The 11,924-nt window shown below is 64.2% G+C and carries 11 protein-coding genes; 7 read left to right on the plus strand and 4 right to left on the minus strand.

Annotation, left to right across the window (positions count from 1 at the left end):
• Positions 1-3: 3 nt before the first annotated feature.
• On the minus strand, positions 4-396 hold the full coding sequence (locus LDO41_RS05265; RefSeq protein ID WP_223982869.1) for a VOC family protein: 393 nt from the start codon (positions 394-396) through the stop codon (positions 4-6).
• Positions 397-561: 165 nt separating this feature from the next.
• On the opposite strand from LDO41_RS05265, the gene rclC reads away from it, so the two are divergent.
• On the plus strand, positions 562-1,140 hold the full coding sequence (rclC, locus tag LDO41_RS05270; RefSeq protein ID WP_223982870.1) for a reactive chlorine resistance membrane protein RclC: 579 nt from the start codon (positions 562-564) through the stop codon (positions 1,138-1,140).
• Between the two features lie 155 nt (positions 1,141-1,295).
• Entirely contained in the window at positions 1,296-2,132 is an 837-nt protein-coding gene (locus LDO41_RS05275) for an alpha/beta fold hydrolase (protein WP_223982871.1), read from the plus strand.
• On the opposite strand, the gene LDO41_RS05280 is transcribed toward LDO41_RS05275, so the two are convergent.
• Positions 2,112-3,449: an MFS transporter gene (locus LDO41_RS05280; RefSeq protein WP_223982872.1), complete on the minus strand. Its 1,338-nt coding sequence runs from the start codon at positions 3,447-3,449 to the stop codon at positions 2,112-2,114. The two genes, LDO41_RS05275 and LDO41_RS05280, sit on opposite strands and share 21 nt — an antisense overlap.
• A gap of 71 nt (positions 3,450-3,520) precedes the next feature.
• Entirely contained in the window at positions 3,521-4,708 is a 1,188-nt protein-coding gene (locus LDO41_RS05285; protein ID WP_223982873.1) for a M20 aminoacylase family protein, read from the minus strand.
• Positions 4,709-4,828: 120 nt separating this feature from the next.
• Here LDO41_RS05285 and LDO41_RS05290 point away from each other — a divergent pair, with 120 nt between their 5' ends.
• From LDO41_RS05290 to LDO41_RS05300, 3 genes are all read left to right on the plus strand, one after another.
• Positions 4,829-5,722: a LysR family transcriptional regulator gene (locus LDO41_RS05290; RefSeq protein WP_223982875.1), complete on the plus strand. Its 894-nt coding sequence runs from the start codon at positions 4,829-4,831 to the stop codon at positions 5,720-5,722.
• 151 nt (positions 5,723-5,873) lie between these two features.
• Complete coding sequence (gene ilvB / locus LDO41_RS05295; RefSeq protein ID WP_377741369.1) at positions 5,874-7,628, plus strand: biosynthetic-type acetolactate synthase large subunit; 1,755 nt, start codon at positions 5,874-5,876, stop codon at positions 7,626-7,628.
• A gap of 99 nt (positions 7,629-7,727) precedes the next feature.
• Positions 7,728-8,135, plus strand: a complete 408-nt coding sequence (locus tag LDO41_RS05300) for a putative quinol monooxygenase (RefSeq protein ID WP_223982877.1) — start codon at positions 7,728-7,730, stop codon at positions 8,133-8,135.
• A gap of 37 nt (positions 8,136-8,172) precedes the next feature.
• Here LDO41_RS05300 and LDO41_RS05305 read toward each other — a convergent pair whose 3' ends face one another.
• On the minus strand, positions 8,173-9,159 hold the full coding sequence (locus LDO41_RS05305) for a LysR substrate-binding domain-containing protein (RefSeq protein WP_223982878.1): 987 nt from the start codon (positions 9,157-9,159) through the stop codon (positions 8,173-8,175).
• Between the two features lie 151 nt (positions 9,160-9,310).
• On the opposite strand from LDO41_RS05305, the gene LDO41_RS05310 reads away from it, so the two are divergent.
• Complete coding sequence (locus LDO41_RS05310) at positions 9,311-10,336, plus strand: tripartite tricarboxylate transporter substrate binding protein (RefSeq protein ID WP_223982879.1); 1,026 nt, start codon at positions 9,311-9,313, stop codon at positions 10,334-10,336.
• Positions 10,337-10,357: 21 nt separating this feature from the next.
• Positions 10,358-11,881, plus strand: coding sequence for a UxaA family hydrolase (locus LDO41_RS05315; RefSeq protein WP_223982881.1), 1,524 nt, complete (start codon positions 10,358-10,360; stop codon positions 11,879-11,881).
• Positions 11,882-11,924: the final 43 nt, after the last annotated feature.

Here is an 11,924-nt window from a genome sequence, read left to right on the forward strand (position 1 = left end):
CGTCTATTTCATCTTGAAATGGTTGTCGACGATCCCGGCGTTTAGCCCCAATGCGGGGTCTCCCACCTGCACATTCAATCCGTCGGGGTCCCTGACGTGAAAGCTTTCGAGATCCTTCTGGGGGTCGAGGCTGTTGTCGAGCAGATGCTGGCGCAAGGCTTCCTCGTCGTACTGCCGCACGCCAAACATGAAGTGGGAGATTGTCCCCGGGTTGTCGCCCACCCTCAGGACCAGCATGCCCTCCCCGAAGCCCAGCAACACGCTGTCGTCCGATTGCTGAATGACCGTCAGTCCGAACATCCGGCAGTACCACTCCCGTGAAACGTTCAGATCGGATACGGTGATCGCAATATGGTTGATGGTGGCAGCTGTCCACGCAAGCGCGTTCTCGCTCATGTCTTCCTCCTGTCGTCCTCCCGCGTTCGGCATCCTAAGAGTAGTCGTTGAGACGATCGCGACAAAAGCTGATCCGATCGGTCGTCCTCGCCAGGCGCCTCCTGCATAGCATGAAGGTACGCAAGCGCGCATCGCGCTTCCCACTTTCAACCAGGAGTCACCATCATGAATCCGCGCAATATTCTCTCCATCGCCAGCCGGCTCGATCGTATTGGCATCCCCATGGTTCGCTTTGGCGTCGCCATCGTTTTCCTGTGGATCGGCTTTCTCAAGTTCGTGCCGTACGAAGCGGACAGCATCACGCCGTTCGTCGCCAACAGCCCGTTCATGTCATTCTTCTACGCGCACCCCGAGGCGTATCACGCTCACCTGACGCATGAAGGGCAACTCGATCTGGTGCAACGTGCATGGCAGGTTGCCAATCACACCTACTCGTTCTCCACTGGCCTTGGTGTGGTCGAGATCGTGATCGGCCTGCTCGTGCTGTCTTACCTGTTCTCCCGCAAGCTCGGCCTGCTCGGCTCGATCCTCGCGTTCCTTACACCGGTGGTGACGCTCTCGTTCCTGATCACCACGCCGGAAGCCTGGGTGGCCAACCTCGGCGATGCGCAATACGGCTTCCCGTACCTGTCGGGCGCCGGCCGCCTCGTGCTCAAGGACGTGCTGATGCTGTCCGGCGCGGTGGTGATGATCGCCGACTCCGCCCGGCAGATCCTCCAGCAGGATTTCGTTCAAGCGGGGTAACCGATTCGCACACGGAGCCTCACACTGAAGTGTTATGGCGAATCTTTGCCCGACATCTAGAATCGACTAGCGCTGTTGGAAGGCCGTGGGTCACCCCCACGGCTTTGCCTTTGAGACGCCGATTTCACACACACTGAAGCAAGAGGATGCCTCGAATGAGTACTGTAAAAACCACGGATGGCGTAGAGATCTTCTACAAGGATTGGGGTCCGAAGGACGCACCCGCGATTTTCTTCCACCATGGATGGCCGCTGAGTTCCGACGACTGGGACACTCAGATGCTGTACTTCCTCGGCAAGGGTTTCCGCGTGATCGCGAGCGACCGGCGTGGACACGGGCGTTCGAGCCAGGTCAGCGATGGCCATGATATGGACCATTACGCCGCGGACGTGAACGCGGTAGTCGAGCATCTGGACCTGAAGAACGTGGTCCATATCGGCCACTCCACAGGCGGTGGACAGGTGGCACGCTACGTGGCCAAGTACGGTCAGCCGCAAGGTCGCGTCGCCAAGGCCGTGCTGGTGAGCGCGGTACCGCCGCTGATGCTCAAGACCGAGAGCAACCCCGGTGGCCTGCCGATGGAAGTCTTCGATGGCCTCCGCGCCGCGCTGGCAGCGAATCGCGCGCAATTCTTCGTCGATCTGCCGACTGGCCCGTTCTATGGCTTCAACCGTCCGGGCGCCAAGGTTTCGCAGGGTGTCATCGACAACTGGTGGCGCCAGGGCATGATGGGCAGCGCCAAGGCGCACTACGAGGGTATCAAGGCCTTCTCAGAGACCGATCAAACGGAAGATCTGAAGGCAATCACCGTACCCACGCTCGTGCTGCAAGGCGACGACGACCAGATCGTCCCCTATGCCAATGCCGCCCTGCTTCAGGCAAAGCTGCTGAAGAACGCCACGCTCAAGGTCTATGAGGGCTTCCCGCACGGCATGCTGACCACGCATGCCGACGTGATCAACCCTGATCTGCTAGCCTTCATCAAGGGCTGACCGCCTGCCGCAGGAAGGGCAGACAAAGGCAACGCCGCGGCTCCGTGATGCATCGTCACGGGGCCGCTGCATTTCTGCCCGCACCATGATCAGGCTGCCGATCAATCCCGCGCACGAACCGAACAACAGGTAGAACGCCGGGGTCAGCGGGGAGCCGGTGACGTGCAGCAGCCATGTCAGGATGAACTGCGCGAAGCCGCCGAAGATCATGACCGCCATGTTGTAGCTCACGGCCATGCCCGTGGAGCGGTTCTTCTGCGGAAACTGCTCGGCCACCGCCGATGAGAACGGGCCGAGGAACGCGCCGAAGATGCCGCACAGCACGACCTGCATCCACATGAACCGTTCCATGCCCGGGTTCGCCGTCAGCCATGCAAAGCACGGGTACAGCAGCAGCACCGACAGGATCAACGCGGTGCGCAACACCGCCTGACGCCCGATGCGGTCCGACAGCGCACCACACAGCGGAATGGCGATGATCATCACCACGATGCCCACGCATTGCGCGATGAAGGCGCTCTCGAGCGGAATGCCGAGCGTCTTGCTGGCGTACGTCGGCAGGTAGATCACCAGCACGTAGAACGAGATCGTCGCCGATGTCGTCAGCAGGAAGCTCGCCAGCAAACCCCGGCGGTGCTCCCGCAGGGTATGCCCGACCACGCCGGCCACACCGCGGTCCGTCTTGTCCGCGACCTCGGCCGTCTCGCTCAGATGGTGGCGAATCCAGATACCGATCGGCGCGATCAGCAGCCCGACGATAAAAGGAATGCGCCAACCCCATGCATGCAGGCTCTCGCGCGGCAGCAGTCCCGTGATGAGCGCCGCGACGCCCGCGCCCAGCAACATGGCCAGACCCTGACCGAACATCTGCCACGAGCCATAGAGCCCACGCCGATTGGGCGGCGCCATCTCCACGAGAAACGCCGTGGCGCTGGCGAACTCGCCGCCCGTGGCCAGGCCCTGCAGCATCCGCGCCACAATGATCATGATCGAGCTGGCCACGCCGATGGCCGCATACGGCGGCGCGAACGCGATCATCGCCGTGGCCACCGTCATCAGGAAGATGATCAGCTGCAGCGCGGCCCGCCTACCCTTGCGATCCGCATATGCGCCGATCAGGATGCCGCCGATCGGCCGCAACACAAACCCGATGCCGAAGCTCGCGGTGGTGAGCAACAGCGAGGCATAGGCGTTCTCCGCCGGGAAGAATACGACCGCGATCACCGCGGTCATGAACCCGTAGACGATAAAGTCATACCACTCGAGTGCATTGCCGATGACCGCTGCCGCGATCTGGTGCGTTGAGGACTTGGACATGATGAGGCGTTCCTACGTTGGTGGGGGGACCAGCAGGCACGGCGCGCGAGCGGCCACGGCCGCGTCGGCCGCTATGCCATCGGGAGGGCGCGTTCCGCGAGCCGCGCCAGAAAGGCGCCACCGAGCGGGATGGCGGCATCGTTGAAGTCGAAGTGCGGGCTATGCAGGCCGTGATCGCCGCCGGCAGGCGAGCCGGTGCCGAAGTGCACGTAAGCGCCCGGACGGTGCTGGAGCATGAACGCGAAGTCCTCGCCGCCGAGGCTTGGCTGCGGACGCGCGACCACCTGCTCGCGCCCGAACAGCTCGTGGGCCACGTTGGTGGCAAAAGCCGCGGCCTCCGGGTCGTTGACGGTCATCGGGAACAGCCGCTCGTAGCGCACCGTCGCGCGCGCGCCGAACGCACCGGCCACGCCCTGCACCACTTCATGCAGACGCCGCTCGAGCAAGGCCTGCATCTCCGCCGTCAGCGAGCGCGCGGTGCCGACGATCTTCACACTATCGGGGATCACCGCGAACCCATCGAGCTGCCCGCCCTGGATCGCACACAGGCTGATGACCGCGGCGTCGAGCGCCGGCACATTGCGGCTGACGATGCTCTGCACCGCTGTGATCACATGCGCGGCCACCAGCACCGGATCGACCGTCTTGTGGGGCGAAACGCCGCCATGACCGCCCACCCCGACGATCTCGATCTCGAGGCGGTCGGTCGCCGCCATGGCCGGGCCGGGGGCAATCGACAGCGTGCCCAGCGGTAACGTCGGCCAGTTGTGCAGGGCATAGATCTGCTCGATGGGAAAGCGCTCGAACAAGCCGTCCATGACCATCTCGCGCGCTCCGGCATGGCCCTCCTCACCGGGCTGGAACACAAGATAGACGGTGCCATCGAACGCGCGCGTGCGGCTCAGATATTCCGCCGCCGCCAGCAGCATCGTGACGTGGCCATCGTGGCCACACGCATGCATGCGCCCCGGGCAACACGACGCATAAGGCAGGCTGGTCTGCTCGTGCAGCGGCAGCGCGTCCATATCCGCGCGCAGGCCGATGGCGCCACCGCTCTCCCGCCGGCGGCCGTGAATCACACCGACCAGGCCAGTCTTGCCAATGCCGCGATGGAATTCGATGCCGAGCCGGTCCAGTTCCGCCGCGATCAGTTCACCGGTGCGGTGCTCCTCGAAGCCAAGCTCCGGATGCGCGTGCAGGGTCTGGCGCAACTGACGCAATGCCGGCAGGCGGGCCTCGATAGTTTTTACGATGGACATTTCCGTTCATTCCTTACTCGATTCGACGCGAGAAGAATGGGCGGAAACCTGAACGCTTGAAATAATCCTATTCCCGAATATATCCTTCGTAGATCGCAGCAATAAATTTATGGAATATCAATGGAACTGCGTCAGTTGAGGTATTTCGCGAGCGTGGCAAGGGAGGGATCGATCAACAAGGCCGCGCGCTCGCACGGTCTGGCACAGCCCGCGTTGACCAAGCAGTTGCAGCGACTCGAGGAGGAACTGGGCGTCACGCTGTTCGAACGTCAGCCACGCGGCATGACGCTGACCGCCGCCGGCACGCAGTTCCTGCAGGATGTCACCCGTGCTCTCGACGACCTCGAGGCGGCCCGGCAGCGTGCCGTCGACGCCGCCGTCGGACGTCTGGGCCATCTGGCCATCGGGCTGACCATCCTGCATCAGTTGCTGCCGGCGGTCGCGGAGATCCTGCGTCGATTCCGGCAGCAGTCGCCCGACGTTTCCGTCTCTGTCAGGCAGGTCATCTCGGGTCCGCAGATCGACCTGATTCGCGCGGGCGAGCTCGATGCGGGGTTTCTCTATTTTCGGCCGGCCGACGATCCCGCCTTCGACGGCCTGCTGATCTCCACGCAGCAACTGGCGTTGGCCGTCCCCGATGAACCGCAGTGGACCGACAACCCGCCACGCCGGCTGGCGGACCTCAATGGCCGCGACTTTCTCTGGATTCCGCGACAGGTCACCGCGTACTACCACGACCGGTTGATCGCGCATTTTCACGGCGCGGGCTTTATGCCCAAGGTCGTCATGGAGGGGACCGACAACAATTCGCTGCTGACCCTCGTCACCGCCGGCATGGGCTGCGCGATCCTGCCCGAGCAGGCGGCCGCGCAAGACATTCCGTCGGTCAAATTCCTGAAGCTCGATGACCTCGACCTGCGCCTGCCGCTGGAGCTGGTTTGGCGCCGCGACAATCGCTCTCCGATCACGCAGCGGCTGATCGAACTGACCCGGCAATGCGTGGCGGAGGCGTGAGACCACCAGCCGCAGTAACTGCCGCACAAATCGGAATCGACAGAACATTACGCTGCAGCGTCATCAATTCGACGTAGATTCGGCAGCTTGTTCCACGCATGTGGTCCTAGACTGTTTCCGTTGCCCACCCCTAGCTAACGGAGCATTCCAAGTGAACATGCCAATCGCCGAGTTTCGTGCCAAAGCCGCTGCCCCCACCGTCACCATGCGTGGCGCGGAGATGGTAGTGGAAGCACTACGGCGTGAAGGCGTAGCCGATATCTGGGGGTATCCCGGCGGTGCGGTATTGCCGATCTACGACGCGCTGGCCGCGCACGAGAGCCCGCGTCATCTGCTGACGCGGCACGAGCAGGCGGCCGTGCATGCTGCCGATGGTTATGCGCGCGCGACCGGCAAGGTTGGCGTGGCGCTGGTCACGTCCGGACCGGGCGTGACCAATGCGGTGACCGGTATTGCCACCGCGTATTTCGACTCGATCCCGATGGTCGTGATCTCCGGCAACGTGCCGACGAGCATGATCGGCGAGGATGCGTTTCAGGAGTGCGACGCGGTCGGCATCACGCGCCCGATCGTCAAACACAATTTCCTGGTGCGACATGTCGCCGATCTGGCCATGACGCTGCGCAAGGCGTTCCATATCGCGCGCACCGGACGACCCGGCCCGGTGCTGGTCGATATTCCCAAGGACGTGGCGCTGGCCGAAGGCACGTTCCAATGGCCGGAGCGCATCGATATTCGCTCGTATCGCCCCCAGCTCGACGGGCACGATGGCCAGATTCGTCAGGCCGTGCAGGCGTTGCGGCAGGCGCGTCGCCCTTATGTCTACGTCGGTGGTGGCGCGCTCATGGCGGACGCGGGCGCCGAGGTGATCGAGCTCGCGCGTCTGATCGATGCACCGATCACCACCACGCTGATGGCACTCGGCCTGGTGCCGGCGACCGAGCCGCGCTTTCTCGGCATGCCCGGCATGCATGGCACGTACGAAGCCAATCGCGCGATGCAGGAGTGCGACGTGCTGATCGCGATTGGCGCGCGCTTCGACGACCGCGTGATCGGCAAGGTGGACGCGTTCTGCGCGGTGTCGCGGCAGATCATCCATATCGACATCGATCCGGCCAGCATCGGCAAGCGCGTCAAGCCGACCGTGCCCATTGTCGGCGATGCGCGCCGTATCCTGCGGAAGCTGAATGCCGCGCTGCGCGAGCAGCCACCGGTCGATACCGCCACACGCGCCGCATGGTGGCAGTCGGTAGCGGAATGGCGCGGCCAGCGTTGCCTCGACTACCAGCGCGACGGCGTCATCATCAAGCCGCAATACGTGATCGAGAAGCTCAGCGAGATCGCCGGCGACAACGCGTATATCTGCTCCGATGTCGGCCAGCATCAGATGTGGGCGGCTCAGCATTACCGCTTTATGTCGCCACGCAAGTGGATCAACTCGGGCGGCCTCGGCACCATGGGGGTGGGCTTGCCCTATGCGATGGGCGTCAAGCGCGCGTTTCCGGAGAGCGATGTCTGCGTGATCACCGGCGACGGGTCCATTCAGATGTGCATCCAGGAACTGTCCACCTGCACGCAGCACCGTCTGCCGATCAAGATCTTCACGCTCAACAACGGTTACCTCGGCATGGTCCGGCAACTGCAGCACGTGGACTACGGCCAGCGCTACTCGGAGTCGTACATGGAGGCGTTGCCGGACTTCACCGTGCTGGCGCGCGCGTATGGGCACGTCGGCTTGCGCGTGGAACGCGAGGCCGATGTGGAACCCGCCATCCGTGAAGCGCTGCGGCTGAAGGACCGCACCGTGTTCGTGGACTTTCAGGTGGATGGCGGCGAAAAGGTCTGGCCGATGGTTCGCTCGGGCGCGGGGCTCGATGCCATGCTGCTGGGCGATATCGACGGCTGATCCCCCTTCACTCGTCTTCACCAGATTTAACTCGATACCGGGTGAGTCCTCGCACTAACGTTGAGTTCGTGCAACGTCAGCTCAACAAGGACTCACACCGTGTACCGCACCCATCGATCGATCCTTCCGCTTGCTGGCGCATTGTCGTGCCTCGCGCTGCTGGGCGCCTGTGCGTCATCGTCGCCGCCGACCACAGCCGCCAAGGGTACGCGCGCCGAAGGCCACCTTGTCACGGTCGCCACCGTACAGGCCAAGCCCGGCAAGGAGAATGAACTCCGTGCCGCCACAGTGCCGCTGATCACCGCCACGCGCGACGAACCCGGCGTCGTCACCTACGTCCTGCATGAACAGCTCGATGCGCCCGGACGCTTCGTGTTCTACGAGGTATTCCGCGACGAGAGCGCGTTTCAGGAACATGTGAAGGCGGTGTACGTGCAGCAATGGCTGCAGCGACTGCCCGAACTCACCGTCAATGGCATTACGGTTACCAGGCTCAAGGCGTACTGATCATGAAGCCCTCGGCCCGCGTCCTTGATGGGTTGGCCTAGGCTACCACCGGCTTGCGTGACCGCGGTGGCTTGAGGGCTTTGGCAGCGCGGGCAATCTCGCGCCCCTCCTCGTGCAGACAGGCCATCAGCTCCGTCACACCCGGTGCGGGCCGACGATCGCGCAGCATCATCAGGCCGATCGGCGGCAGGTCCAGGTCAACCGCCATCGGCAGCACGTGCACGCGTCCTTCGGCCTGCAACTGCTGCCCGACCGAACGCGCCACAAAGCCCACCGCCTGCCGCTGCGATACGAAGGTCGTCACCGCCAGATACGACGACGACTCGATCAGGTCGGCGGGCAACGCCTGCCCATGCCGCACGAACGCCTGCTCGATCTTCACGCGCAACGATGCCCATGGCGGCGGCACCACCAGCGGATGCGCCGACAGATCGGACCAGTCTGGGCGTGGCTTGCGCGCCAGCGCATGACCGGCCGCGACGATCGCCACCATCGGCTCCTCGTATAACGCTTCCGTCATCAGATCGGGCGCCGCATAGGCCGGCTCGAGCCGACCCACCACCACATCGAGCTCCGATAGCCGCAGTCGCGGCAGCAGATGCGTCAGGTCGCCCTCCTCGATCAGCACGGTCGCGCGCGGCGCCCGCTCCTTGAGCCGCGCCACCGCATGCGCCAGCAGCACCGGTAGCGCCGCTCCCATCGATCCCACCCGTACGCGGCCCGTCGCGCCGCTGGCCACCGCCTCGATCTCGTCGCGCGTCACGTCGTATTGCGCCAGCACCGAGCGCGCAAAGCGCACCAGTGATTCACCGGCCGGCGTGGGCTCGGTGCCGCGCGTGGAGCGCGTGAACAGCGTCATGCCGAGCATTTTCTCGACCTCGGCCAGCACCTTGGAGATCGCTGGCTGGCTCACCGAGAGAAATTCCGCGGTGCGGCCCAGATGGCGAAACTCGTCCAGCGCCACCAGCAATTGCAGGTGACGCAGCTTGATATTCGAGCGAAAGGCGCGGTCGATATGGGCCATGGCGAGGAGTCTACTCAAAGGCGTACCTAACCTCAAGGTTATGAAGCAATGCCAATTATTGATTGGATGGTTATGGCTTGGACGGCCACAATCGCTACACGATCGCTGCCGGCAAGAATCGACGGCGACAGAACAAAAGGAGACCTTCCCCATGACCGATCGCCTTCCGGTGAGCGCGATGCGCCGCCGCCTGCTGCTGGGCAGCGCCGCTGCCACCGCTGCCGCCGCCACTGGTACCGTCAGCCTGCTCGCCCCACGCGTGGCCCGTGCCGCCGGCGTGTATCCCGATCGTCCCATCACGTTTATCTGCCCATGGCCCGTTGGCGGCACCGCCGACCAGTCGATGCGCGCGCTGTGCCAGGTGGCCTCGGGCATCCTCAAGCAGTCGATCGTCATCGAAAACCGCGCAGGCGCCTCCGGCATGATTGGCACCAAGGCATTGGCTCGCGCCACGCCGGACGGCTACACGATCGGCCAGATTCCAATCTCGGTCGCGCGCTTCTCGCAGGTCGGCCTGCTGCAGCTGGACCCGCGCAAGGAACTGACGTACCTGGCGCGCACCTCGGGCCAGACCTTCGGCATTGCCGTGCCCGAGAACTCGCGCTTCAAGACGCTGGCCGATGTCGTGGCGGAAGCCAAGGCCAATCCGGGCCGCGTCACCTACGCGCACGCCGGCGTCGGCGGTGCCACGCATGTGGGCATGGAGCAGTTCGCACTGGCGGCGGGCATCAAGTTCAATGCCATCGCCTACAAGGGCGGCTCCGCCGCGCTGCAGGACGTGCTGGCGAGTCAGGTGGATCTGCTGGCGGACTCCAGCTCCTGGGCGCCGCACGTCGAGGCCGGCAAGATGCGGCTGCTGGCGACCTGGGGCGAACAACGTACGCCGCGCTTCAACACGGTGCCGACGCTCAAGGAGCTTGGCTACAACGTCGTGGTGGAAGCGCCCAATGGCATTGGCGCACCCAAGGGCCTGCCGCCCGAGGTCGAGAAGAAGCTGCGCGATGCCTTCCGCGCCGCCGTGGCGAGCCCCGAGTTCAAGACCGTGGCCGCGCGCATCGACGCCCCGATCATGTACCTGGACGGCCCCGACTATCGCAAGTACGTCTCCGAGGTCTACGACCAGGAAACGCAGCTGATCCAGCGCCTCAAACTCAAGGAAATGCTCGCGCAGAGCTGATCCGCAACACTCGTACCCACCGTGACCCAAACCCCCGTCATCCGCCTGCATGCCAACGACAATGTGTTGATCGCCCGCGGCGACCTGACGCTGGGCCAGCACCTCGATACCCTTGGCGTGCGCATGCGGGCCCAGGTGCCGGCCGGCCACAAGATTGCCGCGCGGGCGATTGCACGCGGCGAGCAGGTGCGCAAGTACGACACCGTGATCGGCGTGGCGGATCGCGACATCGCGCCGGGCGACCATGTGCATAGCCACAACCTGCGGCTGGTGGACTTCTATCGCGATCCGGCCTTTTGCGCGGACGTGCGGCCGATCGACTACGTGCCCGAATCCGAGCGCGCCACGTTTCTCGGCTATGTACGCCCCGATGGCCGCGTGGGCACGCGCAACTTTATCGGCATCCTCGCGTCGGTCAATTGCTCGGCCACCGTGATCAAGCATATCGCCGCGCACTTCACGCGAGAGCGGCTGGCCGCGTATCCCAATGTCGATGGCGTGGTCGCTTTTGCGCAGAGCAGTGGCTGCGGCATGTCGTCGCCGAGCGAGCATTTCGATCTGCTGCGCCGCACGATCGCCGGCTATGCGCGACATGCCAACCTCGCTGGCGTGCTGATCGTCGGCCTCGGCTGCGAGCGTAATCAGGTGAACACGCTCGTGGAATCGCAGGGCCTTGCGCCCGGCGAGCAACTCCATACGCTGGTGATGCAGGACACCGGCGGCACGCGCGCGACGATCGAAGCGGGTATCCGCGCGATCGAGTCGATGCTGCCGCAGGCCAATGCCTGCACGCGGCAGCGGGTCAGCGCGAGCCATCTCAAGATCGGGCTCGAATGCGGCGGCTCCGATGGATTCTCGGGCATCACGGCCAATCCGGCGCTCGGCGCGGCCATGGATATCCTTGTGCGCCATGGCGGCACCGCGATCCTCTCCGAAACGCCCGAGATCCACGGTGTGGAGTACATGCTGACACGCCGCGCGGTGACGCCCGAAGTCGGCCAGAAGCTGCTCGACCGCCTGGCCTGGTGGGAACGTTATACGGCCGGCCATAACGCTCAGTTCAACGGCGTGGTCGGCCACGGCAATCAACAGGGTGGACTTGCCAATATCTTCGAGAAGTCGCTGGGTTCCGCGATGAAAGGCGGCACCACACCGTTGCAGGCCGTGTACGAATACGCCGAGCCAATCGACAAGGCGGGCTTCGTATTCATGGATTCGCCGGGCTATGACCCCGTGGCCGCCACGGGTCAGATCGCCAGCGGCGCCAACCTGATCTGCTTCACCACGGGTCGTGGCTCGATGTTCGGCTCCAAGCCCGCGCCCACGATCAAGCTCGCCTCGAACACGCCGATGTTCCGCCGCCTCGAGGAAGACATGGACATCAACTGCGGCGTCGTGCTCGACGGCGAGTTGTCCGTGTCGCAACTGGGTGAACGGATCTTCGAACACATCCTGCGCGCCGCGTCGGGTGAGCCGACCAAGAGCGAACTGCTCGGACTCGGCGACCATGAATTCGTGCCCTGGCACGTGGGCATCGTGAGCTGATCTGCCGCATTGCCTGTCTTTCCCTCGTCGTCTTTCACGTACG

The organism is Cupriavidus pampae (genome assembly GCF_914271485.1).
GTDB lineage: Bacteria > Pseudomonadota > Gammaproteobacteria > Burkholderiales > Burkholderiaceae > Cupriavidus > Cupriavidus pampae.

Excerpts from the sequence above, each read along its gene's own strand:
- LDO41_RS05265 (WP_223982869.1), bottom strand. The coding sequence starts at position 396 with ATGAGCGAGAACGCGCTTGCGTGGACAGCTGCCACCATCAACCATATT.
- rclC (WP_223982870.1), top strand. The coding sequence starts at position 562 with ATGAATCCGCGCAATATTCTCTCCATCGCCAGCCGGCTCGATCGTATT.
- LDO41_RS05275 (WP_223982871.1), top strand. The coding sequence starts at position 1,296 with ATGAGTACTGTAAAAACCACGGATGGCGTAGAGATCTTCTACAAGGAT.
- LDO41_RS05280 (WP_223982872.1), bottom strand. The coding sequence starts at position 3,449 with ATGTCCAAGTCCTCAACGCACCAGATCGCGGCAGCGGTCATCGGCAAT.
- LDO41_RS05285 (WP_223982873.1), bottom strand. The coding sequence starts at position 4,708 with ATGTCCATCGTAAAAACTATCGAGGCCCGCCTGCCGGCATTGCGTCAG.
- LDO41_RS05290 (WP_223982875.1), top strand. The coding sequence starts at position 4,829 with ATGGAACTGCGTCAGTTGAGGTATTTCGCGAGCGTGGCAAGGGAGGGA.
- LDO41_RS05305 (WP_223982878.1), bottom strand. The coding sequence starts at position 9,159 with ATGGCCCATATCGACCGCGCCTTTCGCTCGAATATCAAGCTGCGTCAC.
- LDO41_RS05310 (WP_223982879.1), top strand. The coding sequence starts at position 9,311 with ATGACCGATCGCCTTCCGGTGAGCGCGATGCGCCGCCGCCTGCTGCTG.